13 protein-coding genes and 1 tRNA gene are annotated in these 17,245 nt (G+C 62.1%); 4 read left to right on the plus strand and 10 right to left on the minus strand.

Translation table 11 applies throughout. The annotated features are described in order from the left end of the window. Positions 1-42: 42 nt before the first annotated feature. The 6 genes from purQ to SINAC_RS26620 all read right to left on the minus strand — a co-directional run bounded on the left by purQ (position 43) and on the right by SINAC_RS26620 (position 9,518). The gene (purQ, locus tag SINAC_RS26595; protein ID WP_015248672.1) at positions 43-819 is read right to left on the minus strand and encodes a phosphoribosylformylglycinamidine synthase I; all 777 of its coding nucleotides are present in this window, start codon (positions 817-819) and stop codon (positions 43-45) included. 88 nt (positions 820-907) lie between these two features. Continuing rightward, entirely contained in the window at positions 908-1,741 is an 834-nt protein-coding gene (locus tag SINAC_RS26600; protein ID WP_015248673.1) for an NYN domain-containing protein, read from the minus strand. Positions 1,742-1,798: 57 nt separating this feature from the next. Continuing rightward, the gene (purL, locus tag SINAC_RS26605; protein ID WP_026012085.1) at positions 1,799-4,669 is read right to left on the minus strand and encodes a phosphoribosylformylglycinamidine synthase subunit PurL; all 2,871 of its coding nucleotides are present in this window, start codon (positions 4,667-4,669) and stop codon (positions 1,799-1,801) included. A gap of 351 nt (positions 4,670-5,020) precedes the next feature. Next, on the minus strand, positions 5,021-5,923 hold the full coding sequence (locus SINAC_RS26610) for a prephenate dehydrogenase (protein WP_015248675.1): 903 nt from the start codon (positions 5,921-5,923) through the stop codon (positions 5,021-5,023). 331 nt (positions 5,924-6,254) lie between these two features. Further along, positions 6,255-7,559 carry a protein kinase domain-containing protein gene (locus SINAC_RS26615; protein ID WP_015248676.1) on the minus strand — a complete coding sequence of 435 codons (1,305 nt, stop codon included), beginning with the start codon at positions 7,557-7,559 and terminating at the stop codon, positions 6,255-6,257. 294 nt (positions 7,560-7,853) lie between these two features. Continuing rightward, positions 7,854-9,518 carry an AMP-binding protein gene (locus tag SINAC_RS26620; RefSeq protein ID WP_015248677.1) on the minus strand — a complete coding sequence of 555 codons (1,665 nt, stop codon included), beginning with the start codon at positions 9,516-9,518 and terminating at the stop codon, positions 7,854-7,856. A 435-nt stretch (positions 9,519-9,953) separates the two neighbouring features. Here SINAC_RS26620 and SINAC_RS26625 point away from each other — a divergent pair, with 435 nt between their 5' ends. The 3 genes from SINAC_RS26625 (at position 9,954) to SINAC_RS26635 (ending at position 12,142) form a co-directional block, all read left to right on the plus strand. Further along, positions 9,954-10,616, plus strand: coding sequence for a dioxygenase family protein (locus tag SINAC_RS26625; RefSeq protein ID WP_015248678.1), 663 nt, complete (start codon positions 9,954-9,956; stop codon positions 10,614-10,616). A 40-nt stretch (positions 10,617-10,656) separates the two neighbouring features. Further along, positions 10,657-11,565 (plus strand): adenine-specific DNA-methyltransferase, encoded by a 909-nt coding sequence (gene yhdJ / locus SINAC_RS26630; protein WP_015248679.1) that lies wholly within the window; start codon positions 10,657-10,659, stop codon positions 11,563-11,565. Between the two features lie 506 nt (positions 11,566-12,071). Then, positions 12,072-12,142: transfer RNA gene (locus tag SINAC_RS26635), tRNA-Gly, on the plus strand. A gap of 270 nt (positions 12,143-12,412) precedes the next feature. Here SINAC_RS26635 and SINAC_RS26645 read toward each other — a convergent pair. From SINAC_RS26645 to SINAC_RS26655, 3 genes are all read right to left on the minus strand, one after another. Further along, complete coding sequence (locus tag SINAC_RS26645; protein ID WP_015248680.1) at positions 12,413-13,267, minus strand: hypothetical protein; 855 nt, start codon at positions 13,265-13,267, stop codon at positions 12,413-12,415. A gap of 93 nt (positions 13,268-13,360) precedes the next feature. Continuing rightward, positions 13,361-13,939, minus strand: coding sequence for a YceI family protein (locus SINAC_RS26650; protein WP_015248681.1), 579 nt, complete (start codon positions 13,937-13,939; stop codon positions 13,361-13,363). Positions 13,940-14,256: 317 nt separating this feature from the next. Next, a complete protein-coding gene (locus SINAC_RS26655) occupies positions 14,257-14,742 on the minus strand; it encodes a MarR family winged helix-turn-helix transcriptional regulator (RefSeq protein WP_015248682.1) in 486 nt (161 codons plus the stop codon). A gap of 741 nt (positions 14,743-15,483) precedes the next feature. Between SINAC_RS26655 and SINAC_RS26665 the strand changes: the two genes are divergently transcribed. After that, the gene (locus tag SINAC_RS26665) at positions 15,484-16,215 is read left to right on the plus strand and encodes a protein-L-isoaspartate(D-aspartate) O-methyltransferase (RefSeq protein WP_015248684.1); all 732 of its coding nucleotides are present in this window, start codon (positions 15,484-15,486) and stop codon (positions 16,213-16,215) included. Positions 16,216-16,235: 20 nt separating this feature from the next. Here SINAC_RS26665 and SINAC_RS26670 read toward each other — a convergent pair whose 3' ends face one another. Next, a complete protein-coding gene (locus tag SINAC_RS26670) occupies positions 16,236-17,114 on the minus strand; it encodes a sulfotransferase domain-containing protein (protein ID WP_015248685.1) in 879 nt (292 codons plus the stop codon). Positions 17,115-17,245 lie beyond the last annotated feature (131 nt).

A 17,245-nucleotide genomic window follows, 5' to 3' on the forward strand; every position in this document is an offset into this window, starting at 1 on the left:
AAGACAGGGAGCGATCCGCTCCCTGTCTTCAAACGGCTTCGCTTAGCGAAGGGAAGCAATCGCGCTCTGGAAAATGCGAAGGCCATCGCACGAGAGGTCTGAGCCTGGGTCGCGTCGGGTCCATCGGGGGTGGTGGATCGGATCGATGTACCGCTCGGGGTGGGGCATCAGCCCAAAGATTCGGCCCGTTGGGTCGCAGAGCCCAGCCACTGCGCCCGGCGTCCCGTTGGGGTTGGCCGGATACTCCTGGGTTGGTGCGCCGGACGCATCGACATAGCGCAGGACGACCTGGCCGGCGGTCTCCAGCGCGGTGAGGGCGTTGGGATCGGCCAGAAGGAACTTGCCCTCGCCGTGGGCGACGGGAAGCTCGATCGGGGCCGCGTCGGTAATGAACGGCGAGAGACCGGGTTGGGGCTGCATCCGGACCCAACGCGACTCGAACCGGCCCGATTCGTTCTGGGTCAGCGTCGCCTTGGTTTGCGACGAACCACCAGGGAGGAGCCCGGCGCGGACCAGGACCTGGAAGCCGTTGCAAATACCCAAGAGCAGGCCGCCACGCTCGTGGAAATGGCGCAAGGCGTCACTGAGGACGGTGCCCAGGCGGGTCGCGAAGATCCGGCCCGCCCCCAGGTCGTCACCGTACGAGAACCCGCCGGGAATGGTCAGGATCTGGAAGCGGTTGAGAGTCTGGGAGTCTTCCAGCAAGCGGGCAATGTGCCAGGTTTCCACCTCAGCGCCGGCCTGCTCCCAGGCGAAGGCGGTCTCTTCGTTGCAGTTGGTGCCGGGAGCGCGGAGAACGATCACGCGGGGACTTGCCATGGAGAAAGCATCCTGAGTCGGAGACGTCGGCCCTCGGCCCCCTCGTGATTGGATCGGATTGGTCCGAGAGGGGGCAGCGAGGGACGGGTCAGTAATTACCCTCGCTGGGGGAGTAGGATGTTGCCGGATAATCGACCTCGGCCCGATAGGCGAGGTTGCGCCGGATCAGGTCGGCCTCGTAAACCTGGACGACAAAATCGGCGGCGATTTTGAGCCGGGAGGAGGCCCCCTTCGCCGGGAAGTCGGCCGGTGCGCCGCGGCGGAACTCGGCCACGCCGACGTGCTTCGACCGCCCCTTCACGTAGTTGATGCCCGGGATCCCGTCCGCGTCGCCTGAGATCAGGAGGGCGATGTCGTAGGTGTCCTGGAGCGCCACCATGTCCACCGCGAGACTGGTGTCGAGCCCCTTCTCATTGAGGGTGTGGTGGAGCAGGTCGACCTTCCAATGCCCTTCCTGGCGAATCTCCACGAAGTCGGTCGCGGCCTGGACGCCGTGATAGAACCGCTTCTTACGCTCCAGGGCCCGCCGCTTCCCTTCGTACCACTCGCGGGTTTCGTTGAAGCAGAGGTTCCAGGCCTCTTCCGCCTGCCGGTCGCCGGGCAGGTCGGGCTGGCGACGGCTGACGTCTTCGAGATAGCTGTCACGCAGCCTCGGATTGAGCTCAAACCGGCTCCGAAGACGCGACTCCGCTTTCGGATCGTTCAGGTCCCACTCATCCATCTTTCCAACAACGTACCAATAAATTCGCGAATGCTGGGCCGAGGGCCAGGGAGACCCTTCGGCGAAAGTCCGGCCCCAATAGTGGACGCTTTGCTCGAACACGTGGCGGTAGAACGAACCGTAGTCATCGACCCGCAGGTTTAAGTGTTTCAATACACCGTCGAGATTCGAGCCGTCGACGAAAGTGACGAACCGAAGCATTTTTTGAGTCCTTGTTTGTTCGAAAAATTCCATGTTCAAAGTGTGCTTGCCTTTCCCCTACCAACGCAGAGGACTTTGCCAGGCCTCTTTCAGAACGGACACAGACGCATCGATCACGGACGTAGCGCCAAGTCCCACAATGGTCAGTCGGGCCGGAGACGAGTCAATTCCACCGGTCACCTCGCCGAGTCGCCCCAAGGGCAAGCCGGCAAAGAGCTCGGTCAAAGCTTGGGCGTTCTCAGGCAGAACTTCGAGCAGGAATCGTGTGGGCGATTCCGAGAACAAGAGGGCCGCATCGTGCGCGGCGTCTTCATCACGGGGCAAGTCTTGGAGGTTTACCTTCGCCCCCAGACCGCCCGCCAGAGCCATTTCCGCCAGCGCGACGGCCAAGCCCCCTTCACTGAGGTCGTGGCAGCTTCGGATCAAGCCACGGTTAATCGCGGCATGAAGCCGCTGGAAGAGCGGCCGGCCGGTCGTCGGTTCCACTCGGGGCACGCGGCCCCCTTCAATCCCTTGGATCATTGTCCAGTGCGAGCCCCCCAGCTCGAGCCGGGTCTGACCGAGCACGAACAGGAGATTTCCCGCCTTTTTGAGGTCCATCGTGACGCATTTGCGCACGTCGGGGACCTGTCCCATGGCGCTGATCAAGAGCGTCGGGGGGATTGCCCGGCTCTTACCTTCATGGGTGTATTCATTGTAAAGGCTATCTTTACCCGAGACGAACGGCGTGCCGTAAGCCACGGCCACGTCGAGGCACCCCTGGGCGGCGCGAACGAGCGAGCCGAGTGTTTCGGGACGCTCGGTATTGCCCCAGCAGAAGTTGTCGAGCAAGGCGATCCGGTCCGGGTCAGCACCAACCGCCACGCAGTTGCGAATCGCCTCGTCGATCACGCAGCCGGCCATGGCGTACGGATCGAGCCGGCCGTAGCGCGGGTTGATCCCGCAAGAGACCGCCAGGCCCCTCGTGGAGCCGCGCACCGGGAGTACCACCGAGGCGTCACCGGGCCCGTCGTCCTGGACGCCGACGAGTGGCTTCACGACCGTTCGCGCTTGGACTTCGTGGTCGTACTGGCGGACGATCCACTCCTTGCTACAGACGTCCCACGACGCCATGATCCGGGTCAGATCCGCCGTGTAGTCCGCCCGGTCGGGGAGCGCAATTTCGAGGATCGGCGGCGGGGTGAACGTGGCGTCACGGACGACGGCCGGCCGCCCTTCGTGGAGGAAATCCATCGAGAGGTCGGCTACTGTCTCGTTCTGGTAGCGCAAGGTCAAGCGGCCGGTTGCGACGAACTCGCCGAGGTCGGTCGCTTCGACCGACTCGCTGGCGCACAGCGCTTCGAGCGCCTGCAATGATTCCGGGGGAACGGCCAGGACCATCCGTTCCTGGGCTTCGGAGATCCAGATCTCGGTATAAGAGAGCCCTTCGTACTTGAGCGGAGCGCGATCGAGATCGACGACGGCGCCGAGCTCCGCGCCCATCTCGCCGACCGCCGAGCTGAACCCCCCCGCGCCGCAGTCGGTGATCGAGCGGAAGAGGCCCCGGTCTCTTGCCTGCATGATCACGTCGAGGACCATCTTCTCGGTGATCGCGTTGCCGATCTGGACCGCGCCCCCGGAGATGCTTTCGCTGTCGCTGGTCAGCTCGGCCGAGCTGAAGGTGGCCCCGTGGATACCGTCTCGGCCGGTCCGGCCGCCGATGGCGACGATCCGGTCCCCTGGTTCCACATGCTTCTCCGAGAGGCCACGCGGGATCAGCCCGATGGTGCCGCAGAAGACGAGCGGGTTGGCCAGGTAGTCGGGATCGACGACGAGCGCTCCGTTGACGGTCGGAATGCCCATCCGGTTGCCGTAGTCGCGCACCCCGGCGACGATCCCCTTCAGAACGCGCTTGGGATGAAGCACGCCTGCGGGAAGTTCATCGGGGGGGAAGTCGGGCGGGGCGACGCAAAAGACGTCGGTGTTGCAGATCGGCTTCGCCCCGAGCCCGGTCCCCATCGGGTCGCGGATCACGCCACCCAGGCCGGTGTTCGCTCCGCCGTAGGGATCGATCGCGGACGGATGATTGTGGGTCTCGACCTTGAAGCAGACGTCGTAGGCGTCATCGAACCGGACGACGCCCGCATTATCCGCGAAGACGCTGACGAGCCAGTCGGGGTTGAGGATCTGGGTCGCCTGGAAGATCGTCTTCTTGAGGAGGTTCGTGATGACCTCATCTTCGAACCGGATGAGCCCTCGCAACGTCTTGTGCGAACAGTGTTCGCTCCAGGTTTGCGCCAGGGTCTCGAGTTCGCAGTCGGTCGGGTCGCGGCCGAGTTCGGCGAAGTGAGCCTGAATCGACTGCATCTCCTCCAGGCTAAGATAGAGTTGCCCCTCTTTGCTCAGTTTCACGAGCGCGGGGGCGTCCATCGTCCGGATCGGCACGTCCACGCGCTGGAGCCGATAGGGATGGCCTTGTCCGAGCCGATCGAGCGAAAGAGCGCCGACGATCGCCTGCTCGACCGCGTCATTGGAGAGGACGCGTTGAATGAGGCGGGGAAGCGACTCGGCCGGTCCGTCGATCCGGTAGGTTCGGATCGTCCGCACGCTCTCGACGGCAAACCCGAGAGCACGAAGCGTGGCCAGCGCACTTTCCGCCTCGGGGTCGGTCACCCCGGGCTTGGGGAGGACGTGAACCGTGGTGCCCGCTCCGGTCACGGTCTGACCGCTGGGCCGGACCGCGAACGTCTCGACGATCGGGTCGACCAGGAGCGTCTGGGCGGCACGCTGGACGTCCTCGCCGTCGAGCGCCCCTTCGAGCAAGAATCCCCGGCTCGCCGCGATTCGCCAAGGGCCGGAGAGCCCCAACTCGGCCGCCTCGGCCGCCAGGCGAACTCCTTCGCGGTCCGCGTTACCGGCAGCGGGATCGATTTGTAAGTGCCATAACATATAGGTAACGTTCTTGTCCCTAAGGATCCATAACGCCTGGGTTGAAAGAAACTCGTCTCGCCTATCAAAACTAGGCTTGGGAATTCGATAACTCTCCGGGCCGGAACGGAACTCACTCGTTCCGGGCGTCGGGTCGTTGTACCAGTGGACCAGTCGCGTTGAGGCGATTGAGCCGGCCGGCGTGGCGAGGCGAGTGACATCGAGGTTCAAAAGGATCGGCAATGACCGGATCGGTCGCGGGGGCGGGACGCTTATCCTCGTTGGGGTGTCAATGGACTCATTAAATCAACCAAAAGTTCCAAAAGTCGTGTTCTTGCGTCGATCTGATCGTGGCCAGATCGGGGCCTGTCGTCAACCGTTCGTTGTTCCGGAACCATTGAGCGAATCGAAATGGGCCCGCCGGTTCTTGGCGTGATCCCACCAGGCGATGATTCCTTGTTCGTCGTCGGCCTCGAGGGCCGATTCCAGGCCGGCCAGTGAGCTGCGAAACGTCTTGAGCGACTCCAGGATCGGCGCCCGGTTCTCCCGAAAGATGCCGGCCCAGAGCGACGCGTCGGAACCGGCGACCCGGGTTCCGTCGCGGTAAGCGCCCGCCGCCATGGTCAGCGTTTCGCGGGGAATCGAGCCGGCCAGGGCCGCGGCAACCGCATGGGGTAGATGGCTCGTCAAGGCCAGCGCCAAGTCGTGTTCGCGGGGAGAGAGCTCGATCAGCCGGCACCCCAGGCTGCTCCAGAAGGTTCGCGCTCGTTGCAGTCGATCGGTGGGGGTCTTCTCGGTGGGGGTCAGGATACAGGCTTTGGCCTCGAACAGGTCAGGGGCCGCAGCGGCGACCCCCTTCCGCTCCGACCCGGCGATGGGGTGGCCGCCGACAAAGCAGGCTCGAGCGCGAGGGTCGAGCTCGACCGCCTCGACGATTCGCTGCTTCGTACTACCGGCGTCGGTGACCAAGACCCCTTGAGGGCCGAGTTCCGCCACGCTCCGAACGTCGTCGGCGATCCGGGTGACGGGCGTGCAAACCACAACGACGTCGGCCCCGTTTACGCCCTGACCCAGCTCGGTCGTGCCGGCGTCAATGGCGCCGAGCTCAACCGCTTCCGCCAGTCTGGCCGCGTCGCGTCCAATCCCGACGACTCGATCGGCGAGGCCCCGAGAACGAATTGCCTGCCCGATCGACCCCCCAATCAGGCCGACACCGATAATGGCTACCGTTCCAAGACGCTCCAACACACCCGAGCCCTTTCCGAGATTCACCATAGTGATTTTATCGACATCCCACAAAGAATGAGGCCCAACAACAAGTCGTCAAGGCGATATCAGTATCAGAGCCCAAAGCCGGCGCGACACTCATCCTCAACCCAAGTCAACCCGTTCTGTCCCGATCTTGCGAAACCAACAGGGAGCAATGCGGAATAAAAAGGCGACCCGCCACGAGAAAATCGGACTCTTATTATGGGTGCGGAAAGGGGCCAGATGGATCTTAATCAAAAAAACATCGGAGGCCAATCCCCCAGAACATCGGAAGCCCCGACTCGTCGTGCGACCGAGCGATTGGGGGGGGCTCGCCGAGCGGCAGAACGGACGGACATCAAGCATTACTGTCGAGAAACGGTCGGAGCGCCTCGGACATGGCCGCGGCCGATTTCCAGCGGTCACGCGGCTGCTTCTCAAGGGCCTTTCGCAGAATCCGCTCGAGACCTTCCGGCGCCTCGGGGCGATGGGCTCGGAGCGGAACCGAGGGGTTCTCGAGAATGATGCAGTAGGCGTCGGCTCGTTTGGGGTCGAAGTTGAGGTAGGGGTATTGGGACGTCAGCAGATAGTAAAGCGTCGCCCCCGCGCTATAGATGTCCGCCGGTTCCTTGATGTCGCGGAAGTCGCGAATGTGGTCGGGGGAAAGAAAGCCGACGGAACCGCCAATGTCCCCTTGATGGGTCAGACCGATAAAGCCGCTATTTTCGCGAAAGTTCTTGGCCAGGCCGAAGTCGGATAGCTTGACCTGGGGACGTTGCGGCGGACCCATGACGAGCAGGTTCGAGGGCTTGACGTCACGATGGACATAGCCTCGGGAGTGGGCGTATTCGAGGGCGGAAAGTAGGAGCCGGCCAATCCTCGCCGTGGTTGCGACCGACAGCGGAGTGGACTGTCCCACAGCCCACTCCATGGCGTTCTTTCCCGCCACGTATTCCATGATGAGCTGGAATTGCCCCTCGATTTCGAGGATGTCGTAGAAGGCGACGACGTTGGGATGGCATTGGCCGGTCGGCATCAAGAGATCTTTGAGAATGATCATCTCACGCCGAAAGTAGTCCCTGGCCTTGGCGCTGGCGGCCCCGGTCGGGATCATCATCTTGATGGCCACCTGCCGGTTGATCGAGAGCTGGCGGGCGAGGAAGACTTCGCCCATGCCGCCGAACCCGATCCGGCGCTCGATCAGATAGTCGGGATGCGTGGGAGGAAACTGTTTCCGGCGCGCCGAGCAAGCTTCGCAGAGCCAGGCCCCCGGAATGTCGTCCGTCAAGGTCGTATAAGGGCCGACGTCGGGAGCCGGTTGACCGCACCCGAGGCAATGGACCAGGCTCTTCCCTTCTTCGGTCTTGCGTTCGAGCTGAACGACGAAGGCGCTGTCACCGGCGGTGATCACGTCGCCGTCACGAAGCACGCTCGATTCGACCCGGCGGCCGTTGACCTTCGTGCCGTTCGTGCTCCCCATGTCTTCCAGGGTGCAATGGAGTGGGCTGAGGTCGACGCGAAAGTGCTCGCGCGAGAGCAACCGGTCCTCATGCATCGAGAAACGCACATTCGACGATCGGCCGACCACACAAGTGTCGCGGTCGCTCAGGAGCTGTTCCTGGCCGGCGTGCGGACCCGATGTGACCCGAAGGACGACCTCCATCAAATTCTCCGAAGGACGATCCGCGCAGAAGACAACAATGGGGAAGAAATCCCCATTTCCTCTTTCCTGGTATTCTACACGAGGTCGGTATCCCGCGCGAATCCGCGGTTCAGCGCCGAGGCCTTCCAATGCCCCGCAGACCCGTCCCCGGGCGACCCACTTGTTGGGGCTTTTTCGGGCGCATCGAGAGCGTGAGCTCCTTTGTCTTTTCTTTCCGGCGAGCGGGGAGCGATCCGCTTCCCGCTCGCTGGAAAATCGAACCCAGGAGGCGAGTGGTTCGCGGGAGCCAGGGATTCAGGACTTGGGCACTCGCTGCTGGGCAATCTCGCGCAGCTGGCGGAGGTCAACCTTCCCTGAGCCGAGGATTGGGATGGACTCAACCTCGATGAAGTCGTCGGCAGCCGGGATCCAGAGCCTCGGCATGCTCCCGGCGGTGAGTCGACGATTCACCTCTTGCGGCGTGATCCCGAGCGGAGTGTGGATCACGCAGAGCCGTTCCCCACGCTTGAGATCGGGCAGCGAAGTGATGGCCACGTTCTGCTCGTTGGTCCCGGTCGCTTCCTGGATTGCCGTCTCGACCGCCATGTGGGGCACCATTTCGCCGCCAATTTTCGAGAATCGGCTGAGCCGGTCGGTGATCCTGAGGAATCCGTCTTCATCGACATAGCCGATGTCGCCCGTTTGATACCAGCCGTTTTTGAGCACCTTGGCGGTGGCCTCCGGTTGGTTCAGGTAACCGACCATGACTTGTGGCCCCGCGACCAGGATCATTCCGGCCGTCCCCCGGGGCAGATCCGCTCCCGTTTCGGGGTCGATCGTCTTGATGGACGTGCCCGGCACCGGCAGGCCCACGGTCCCCTCCCGGGTCCCGGGGACGGTTCGGCCGTCGGCCAGCACTTTGTCGTGCGGGACGTTGAATGAGACGACCGGGGAGAGCTCCGTACAGCCGTATCCTTCCATCGGCTCGATTTTGAGCGTCTCGCGGAGCTCGCGGGCCAGCTCAGGCTTGAGCTTTTCCGCGCCGAGGAGCAGATGCACGACCGTCGCGAATTGCTTGGGATCGCACCGTTGGAGGTAGCTTCGCATGAAGGTTGGCGTGCCCGCGAGCAGGGTCACCCGATGCGTCTCGCAGAGCTTGCCGATCGTCTTGGCGTCCAGTGGGTTGAAGTGGTAAACGATCTTCTTGCCGAGACAGAAGACCGTCCAGAGCCCCACCGTGAACCCGAACGAATGGAAGAAGGGAAGAATGCCCAGGAGGCTCTCGTCGGGCAAAATGTTGAGCTGGGTGTTGATTTGATGGATGTTGGTCAGGACGTTGCGTTGGGAGAGAACGACCCCCTTCGGATTTCCGGTCGATCCTGAGGTGAAGATGACGGTGGCGGTATTGTCCAGATTCTCAGCACGGAGGCCGGGGAGGAACCGGTCTAACTGCGAGATCGGAACGAGTTTTGCAACGGCCGCCGCCCAAAGTTTGTCGGCCAGTGTGACCTGCTTGGGAATATCCTCGAGCAGGACGAGTTCTCCCTTCGGCCTGAGCTTGAATTTGTCGAGCACCTTCTCGGAAGTTACGACGTGCGTGATCCCGCACTGGTCGATCGACGAGTTGATCAGAGACTCGCTCGCCGAGTAGTTCAGGTTGACCGGAATCCGTCCCCAGAGGGTCAGCGTCAGATTCGCGACCGAAGCGGGGACCGTCGGCGGGATGAGCAGGCCAACATAGGGATGGGGACCGAGCCGGCGAGCCAGGACTCGTCCCAACGCGAGCGCCCGGATAAAGGTCTTTCCATACGTAAGGCTGGCCCCCGTGCTGTCGCTGACGGCGAGTTGGCCCCATCTGACTCGCGCCTGGTGAACGAAGGCGCGGGCAAGTGACCGCCAATCGGGAGGCAAGGGAGGAAGCGGGATCTCCAATGCGGGTTGCGCCGTTCCAGCGGGCCTCGTGGCGGTCTCCTGGCTCATGGAATTCTCTCGCAAGCAGGCAGCAGGCCGCGTCACTCCGTTCTCTCAAAGAACGTGTGAGTGGCCGATTCGATAAGAATGGATGCGCGCCGACAATGTACGCGACTTACGAACGTCAGACAACACGTTCTTGGCTCGACGCAACCCGGCTCGCCCGTGGATCATGGAAAAGGCGTCGATCCACGGGAGTTCGGTATTGGGTGAGAATGACCGCCAATGGTACGGAACCGCTTGACTGGGGACTCGGATTCCCTCTTGGGGAAGGCCTGACCCACTGCCGTGCCGGAGCTCGGGGCAACCTTTGAGGACAAGGGCAGGGGAGACGGTCGAATTTCCTGCTCGAAGGGCTTCCGGTTCATCGCCTCTTAGTGTTCGATAGAGTGAACGCACTTCGTCCGTATCACCGGCCCAACCCTCTGCCCCCGGGAGTCTCCGATGTACGACGTCCCTGCCTCGAGCAATCGCCGTCTCTTTCTCGGTGCAATGGCCTTTGGCGCAGCCGCATTCACCACTCGCGGAGTGTTTGCCGAGGAGTTGGTTCTTACTCCCAAGCAGACCGAGGGGCCGTTCTACCCCGATCACTTACCGCTCGATACCGACAATGACCTCCTGATCGTCAACGACGCCATCACGCCGGCTGTGGGCGAAGTGACCTACCTGACGGGCCGGATCCTGGATGCGAAGGGGGACCCGATCAAGAACGCCCTGGTCGAGATCTGGCAGGTTGACAATGAAGGGGCCTACATCCACTCCAAAGACCCGAACCATGCGAAGCATGACAAGAACTTCCAGGGGTTCGGTCGCTTCTTGACCAGCTCGACCGGCGAATACTCGTTCCGCACCGTGAAGCCCGTTCCCTACCCGGGGCGAACCCCTCACATCCACTTCAAACTCCGCAAGGGTGGCAAGGATCTGTTGACGACCCAGTGTTACGTCAAGGGACATCCTGGCAACGAGCGCGACGGGATCTATCGCAGCCTTCGGGACCCCAAGCTCAGCGACGCGGTGACTGTCGACTTCGCCCCAATCCCCAACTCCCGGATCGGTGAGCTCGCCGCGAAGTTTGATATCGTTCTCGGCTTCACCCCGGAGGCCTGACGCGAATTCCTGCGAAGCCCCCGGCCGTCACGGAGGAAAAATGAGCCGCTCTTTGCTTGCCGGAGACCCAGGTCTTGCGTCGATGGACCCGGCAATAACGAAGCTCGAAGACGCGTCGACCACGATCTATCACGGCGATTGCCTCGACGTCATGCGCGAGTTGATCGCCGATGGTCAGGTCGACCTGATCTTCGCCGATCCTCCCTACAACCTTGGAAAGCAGTTCGGCGAGAGCGAAGACAAGTGGCCCTCAGACGAGGCCTATGTAGCCTGGTGTTACTCCTGGTTGAAGCTCTGCCTGAGTAAGCTGAAGCCAACGGGCAGCCTCTACGTCATGACGAGTACGCAGGCGATGCCCTTCCTCGACCTCTGGCTCCGCAACGAGTGCACCATTCTCTCCCGAATCGTCTGGCACTACGACAGTTCCGGGGTCCAGGCCCGCAAGTTGTATGGTTCGATGTATGAGCCGATTCTGTTCTGTGTCAAGGATCGCAAGGCTTATACCTACAACGCGGACGACATCGAGGTGCAAGCCCCAACCGGGGCCGTTCGCAGGCTGATCGACTATCGCAAGCCGACCCCGGAGCCGTATAAGACCACCAAGGTGCCCGGAAATGTGTGGTACTACCCTCGTGTTCGGTATCGGATGCCTGAATATGAGCAACATCCGTCGCAGAAGCCGGAAGCCTTGATCGAGCGCGTCATCAAGGCAAGCTCCAACGTCGGCGACCTGATCCTCGACCCGTTCGCGGGCACGTTCACCACCTCCGCAGTTGCCAGACGGCTCGGACGAAGGAGTCTCGGGATCGAGCGAGAACGCGGCTACTTCAAAATCGGGGCGCGTCGGCTGGGACTTGCTCAAACGCTCGATGGCGAAGACCTCCGGCCGTTAGACAAGACGTATATCAAGAGAAACGGCCGAGGCGCAAGCGGGGGGGCGGAATCATGAGGGAACACCCGCGCAAGTCTCGAAGAGAGCGATACGCCTGAGTCCTTCGGTTCAGCCGCTCACGCAGGTCGTGTGGAGAGGTCGTCAGTCTCGGCTTTGAGGGACCGCTTGGGATCAATCCGAAAGCGATGGAAGTCCCTTGAGCCGAGACCTTCGCACGTTCCACGCGACGCCTGAACTTGCTCGGTTCGCTGTCCCACTTTTCGCGAGCACGCCGGACCTGCAAATCGCAGGAACCGGAAAGACCGGAATCTCTCAACGAGATCGCGGATGACCCTTGCCGTCGAGGGAATCACTTGGTAATGTTAGCGGAGATGCGGATGCGACTCAGTGGTGGACTGTCAGCCTCCTAAGCTGGATATGTTCGCTTGCTTACCCCTGGGGTGCTGCTGTAAGTCGAAGATAGCAAAGACTTACGACAGTTGTGCAGGTTGTAAGCCGAGTTGCAAATCCGCCCGATTTTGGTTGTACTGCCGGGTCGGTTTCGAGTACAATCAGGATGTCTTGCGGGATTGATGTAGTGGTAGCCTGATAGCTTCCCAAGCTATACGCGCGGGTTCGATTCCCGCATCCCGCTTTTGTTCCCATGGTCATTTCTTGATCCCCGCCTAAATTGGGAACTCGGCTTCCTGAAGCCGATGACGAGCGATCTTGATGGATCGCTTGTTGTATCGAATCAAAGGTTGATCGTCACCTTCTGGGTGTGACGGTAATGGTTTTGCTGGGAACTTTCCACAGACTCTCCCAGTGGGAAGGTCATCTTTCGGTTCGTCCACCCGTTTGTAACGGCGATCGAGCGACACGGCGTCTTTGGCCGTGTTCCGCCTCCAAGGCTTGCGCTGCACGATCAGGATCCGTAGTTGTCGAACGACTTGGAGGCCAGGATCAGGCCGATCGCGATTGCCACGGGGACGAGGACGAGCCCCGCTGCAACCGTGGCACGAGACTTCGGGCCGAGGCGATGGAGGGGACGGAGTCGGATCAACCAGAGGGTTGCGGGGGAGGCGGCGAGTAGCAAGGCCGCCGCCGTTGGCAGGAACGCGTAGACGTAACCCTCAACGACCAGCGCGGTGAGCACGGCAGCCGCTACCGGGACACCCCCGCCGGTTGGCTGTCCCCCGGACGCCAGGAGCGAGGTGGCGAGCACGACCGCCAAGACCCCTCCGAGCAGGAACAGGATCACGCTGTTGGCCAGGACGAGGACGACTCCCGCACCGGCGGCAAACACCGTCAGCGTCACCCAGAGTTCCGAACGCCAGGCCGGGGCGTCGAGCAACGCGACGTTGAGCACTGCGAGTAAGGAGACAATGGCCGTCGCCGTGAGCCAGCCGATCGTCTCGCGCGGTAGGTCACCGGCTCCCAGGACCGGTCCCAGCATCACGATGCAGGCCAGCGCGGCGAGCCCGAGATATCCGGCCACCCTCACCCGGAGGCCGCCACGCTCCCCCACGAGGAACGCGGCGACGGCCGCCCCGGCGAGGGCGATCCCGAGGATGTGGTCGGTTACGTCGGAGGGTGGGATCGACGGGATCGCGACCCCCGCGTGACCGAGGGTGTAGGCCAGACCGACGGCGAGGGCTCCCCACCAGGGGCTGGCGGCGGTATCTCGGCGGCGGGCCGATCGGGTGGCGAGCGCCGAGAGGCCGGCCGCGAGAGCCATCGCAAGGCACACCACGATCATCGCGGTTGTTGACACGGGCATAAGCGTCCCTTCCTTTTTGGGGGGGCGATCGAGAAGCGGAGCGCGGTCGCGAGACCATCCCGACGCGCTCCGTCTCGGGTCTCGTCCGCCGGCTTACTTCTTGGCCCCTTCAATGCTCACGAAGACGTTCACTTCGTCGCCGATAGCACTGGCGAACTTGGTGATGCCGAAGTCGCTCTGCTTCAGGGTGAAGTTGGCGTCGACGCCGGCAATTGCGTTGCCCTTGGGGTCCTTGCCGGTCCCGGTCGGGACGAGGACGAACGCGACCGGCTTGGTGACGCCGTGGAAGGAGAGTGTGCCGCGGACCTCGTAGCCGTTGGCCGACTTCGTCACGCTCTTGCTGGCGAACGTGATGTCGGGGAACTGCACGGCGTTGAAGAAGTCGGGGCTCTTGAGGTGGTTGTCGCGGTCCTTGCTGTTGGTGTCGACGCTGGCGGTTTTGACGGTGAACGCCAACTTGCTTGCGGTTGGATCGGCCGGGTCGAGCGTGAACGAGCCGGTGAGGTCGTTGAACCGGCCCCAGGAATGGCTTGTGCTCATGTGCTTGACCCGGAAGACCACTGACGAGTGGACCGGATCGGCCGTGTAGGTCTCGGCGGCGAGGACGGCGGCCGGGAACAGCGCCGCGAGGGCGATGGACAGAGTCACAAACGTGCGGGCAGTGGACTTCATCGCGAACACCTTTCTTCCTTGGGAATAAACTTCGCTTTCGGATTTCGGTCGGCGCCGGGGGAAGAGCGTTTCGACCATTAAGTCGACGCATTTGCACTGATGGTTTTTATTTGTGTGAGGTCGTAGACCTCTTGGGATATGCTGTGGGCGACGGTGTGCGGGATCCCCATGTTGTGGTCGTGCGCTCCCCGGAATGAGACCTCGAGAGCTCACTCTCCCAGTCGACTCGAGCAACCGCGTTCCTTGCCCTTCACTCCTTCCTAATAAAGTTTGGTGCACGACGGTTTACACGTATACTATTGGAGCAAAAAAAAGATTCAGTCAGGCCTTGAGCACGCATCCTCCATCCGCGTGAGGAACGCGTGCATCTGCCGAAGTTCCGCCTCAGCCAAGGTGCCGAACACCTTTCCCGTCAGGGCAGCGAGATAGGGCTGTGCCTTGGCGAGCACCTGCCGCCCGGCGTCGGTCAGGTAGAGTCGGTTGGCCCGCCGGTCCTCGGGGTCCGCACGGCGCTCGACCCATCCGGCCGCGCTGATGCGGTCGATGAGGCCGACCACGTTCCCCTTCGTGACCAGGAGCCGTTCGGCCAGCTCCTGTTGGGTGATGCCCTCGCCATGCCAGAGCGTTGCCAGAACGTCGAACTGGGGGACGGTCAGGCCGTGGACCGTGAGTACCTCGACCATGCGCCGCTCCAGGCGGCTATGGAAGCGGAACAACGTGGTGACCACCTTGGTCTCCCAGTCGCGATGGTCCTCATTCAAGACCGGTAGTGACCGGCGTTCGGGTTTCCGTGGCTGGCTCATATAGTTTAGCTCTAAACTAATTGCGAGCAGGTGTCAAGCCTCATTCCGGGGAGGTGGCTTTGAATGACTCTCCAGCCTGTTGCCTCCCCAATATCGGCAGCCACGTTTGATCCTGACGTGTCTCAGCGGTTGGGAAGTGGTTTTTACGTATGCAGTTCTCTTGGAATTGCCCATCAAATGGATGCGTGCAAGTGTGCATGAAGTGGTTCGCTGGGATCAGTCAAATCAGTCGAAGCGGATTTGCTTGATTGACACACGCGTCTCCTGTAAGCATCATGAAGGTTAGGAAGAGAGAGTGGGCGAGTCCGAGGAACGACTTGCTGAGAGGGCAGAAATCCTGCGATCGAATGCGATAGGTGATTGCGCCTTGAAGTCGTTTTGACGGGTCTGCTCGATTTCCGCATGGACTGGGGGCGGCGGGGGCTGCTCGGAGAGGTCACGACGAGGATCGTCTCATGATAGGCCAGGCGAGTACTTTGGATACGGGCTGCGCGACTGAGGCTTACGATTCTGTTCGCACGCATTTGATGGAGCGTCAGATCGCACATCGAGCGTTTGGCCGAATCTACGATCTCCATGTCGATTGCTCGGGCGGCCGGGTGGTGCTTCAAGGACGTTGTCGTACCTACCACACAAAGCAGTTGGCGCACGAGGCCGCCCTTGACTTGGCGGAGTCGTCGGCGCGAGTCGATAACCAAATCGTCGTCGGCTGATCGGTCCTTGGGCGGCGAGGCCGCCTTGATGAGAACGCTCACCGGGAATCCCATTCGCGCTGTTGGGGGCGTACTTCCCTGCCTCGCGTTACTTTTCGCCCTGGGAGCGGGCGGGGACGAGGCCGCTGACCAGGCGCGCCGACTGCGGATGGTTACCACCCAGATCGAAGGGCGGGGCATCACCGACCCGGCGGTGCTGGCAGCGATGCGGAGTGTCCCGCGTCACCGGTTCGTTGCCGAACCACTCCGGGCATGGGCCTACGACGACTGCCCCCTTCCCATCGGCCACGATCAGACGATCTCGCAACCGTTCGTGGTGGCGATGATGACAGCGTCGATCCACCCGAAACGGGGTATGAAGGTTCTCGAGGTCGGGACCGGCTCAGGCTATCAGGCGGCGGTGCTGGCGGCCTGCGTTGGCGAGGTGGAGAGCATCGAGGTGGTGCCGGCCCTGGGCCGGCAAGCCGAATGGCTTTTGAAGCAGTTGGGCTGTCGGAACGTCCATGTCCGCGTTGGGGACGGTTACGACGGCTGGCCCGAGCGCGCCCCGTTTGACGCGGTGGTGTTGACCGCTGCGCCGGAGCGGGTTCCGAAGCCGCTCCTCGACCAACTCCGTGTCGGGGGCCGGTTGGTCGCCCCGGTGGGCCGGGGCGTGCAAAATCTCGTCGTGATCACCAAGACCCAGCAGGGGAACGTCACGAAAGTCATCGACTCTGTTTGGTTTGTGCCCATGACGGGTAAGGCTGCAACGGAACGTTGATCGGCGATCGCGCAACCGGTTTATGCGGAGATGCGCTGGCTGGAAGAAACCTTCTGCACGTCGGTCGAACCGAGACTCAACCAGTTGCGGGCCGCCGTGGCCTCATCCATTGCGGGGTCGGGGTTGCAGGAGTAGCCCAGCGTGGAGAAGACCTTACCGTGGGCCTGGGCGATCCGGTTCGCGGCCTCGGCAGAGAAGAGGTTTTTCCAGAGGCCTGGTTTCCCCTGCCAGAAGTGCCGAGCCGGTATCTGGCCTCGTTGCCGCTCGGTCGACTGGAGCCGCTCGAGCTTGTTCGCCTCCACCGAATCCTCAATGGAGACGCTGGGGGGGACTCTGAACTTTCTTGCGAGTTGAGAGAGCGTTTGCACAGGGGCTTGAACGAGCTCTTCGTAGCGGATCCGGTGACACCCCGGGGCCGTCCACCATTGGGCGCTCACATCCAATAAAGCCTGGGCGCGGGGGCTGGTCGCGTAGCGGAGAAATTCTTCGCTCTGGGGACTGGTATGGAAGATCGGCCGTTCATCCCCATTCATGCCTTCGAGCCAGCGCAATGAGCCTTCACAGGGCGAGTATTGAAGGATCGAGAGCAAGACATCAAGCGGATGGCGGGCCAGTGTGACCAGAGTGAACTGGTGCTCTTTGAGCAGCGAAACGAGCGGTTCAACGCGATGCCAGTGGGTCATCATCACACAGCGATCGGGAAGCGCCGACCACGGTGTCTCGTGAGGATTGTAGAGGTGCAATTCCCCGTTGTCATGTCTATCGAATTGGTAGGCATGATTCAGCATGAGCCGCAGCCAGGTGTTTCCGGACCTTGGCGTGCTGACGACCGCGATCCGGACCTGATCGCGGCGGCTCCCCTGCCATTTGCCGCGGATTCGACTCAAGATTGAAAGCATGCGCGTGCACCAATTCGTCAGGCTTGTGGCGGCGCTGAACCACTCTTCCCCCCCGATTCCCTGAGAGGAAAGAGCCGACTAAATCACACTCTATAGAACTATCGCCCAACTTTAACCAATTCTTTAGTTCA

Source organism: Singulisphaera acidiphila DSM 18658 (assembly GCF_000242455.2).
Taxonomy (GTDB): domain Bacteria; phylum Planctomycetota; class Planctomycetia; order Isosphaerales; family Isosphaeraceae; genus Singulisphaera; species Singulisphaera acidiphila.

Coding starts and splice junctions, on each gene's coding strand:
- purQ (WP_015248672.1), bottom strand. CDS start 819: ATGGCAAGTCCCCGCGTGATCGTTCTCCGCGCTCCCGGCACCAACTGC.
- SINAC_RS26600 (WP_015248673.1), bottom strand. CDS start 1,741: ATGCTTCGGTTCGTCACTTTCGTCGACGGCTCGAATCTCGACGGTGTA.
- purL (WP_026012085.1), bottom strand. CDS start 4,669: ATGTTATGGCACTTACAAATCGATCCCGCTGCCGGTAACGCGGACCGC.
- SINAC_RS26610 (WP_015248675.1), bottom strand. CDS start 5,923: ATGGTGAATCTCGGAAAGGGCTCGGGTGTGTTGGAGCGTCTTGGAACG.
- SINAC_RS26615 (WP_015248676.1), bottom strand. CDS start 7,559: ATGGAGGTCGTCCTTCGGGTCACATCGGGTCCGCACGCCGGCCAGGAA.
- SINAC_RS26620 (WP_015248677.1), bottom strand. CDS start 9,518: ATGAGCCAGGAGACCGCCACGAGGCCCGCTGGAACGGCGCAACCCGCA.
- SINAC_RS26625 (WP_015248678.1), top strand. CDS start 9,954: ATGTACGACGTCCCTGCCTCGAGCAATCGCCGTCTCTTTCTCGGTGCA.
- yhdJ (WP_015248679.1), top strand. CDS start 10,657: ATGAGCCGCTCTTTGCTTGCCGGAGACCCAGGTCTTGCGTCGATGGAC.
- SINAC_RS26645 (WP_015248680.1), bottom strand. CDS start 13,267: ATGCCCGTGTCAACAACCGCGATGATCGTGGTGTGCCTTGCGATGGCT.
- SINAC_RS26650 (WP_015248681.1), bottom strand. CDS start 13,939: ATGAAGTCCACTGCCCGCACGTTTGTGACTCTGTCCATCGCCCTCGCG.
- SINAC_RS26655 (WP_015248682.1), bottom strand. CDS start 14,742: ATGAGCCAGCCACGGAAACCCGAACGCCGGTCACTACCGGTCTTGAAT.
- SINAC_RS26665 (WP_015248684.1), top strand. CDS start 15,484: ATGAGAACGCTCACCGGGAATCCCATTCGCGCTGTTGGGGGCGTACTT.
- SINAC_RS26670 (WP_015248685.1), bottom strand. CDS start 17,114: ATGCTTTCAATCTTGAGTCGAATCCGCGGCAAATGGCAGGGGAGCCGC.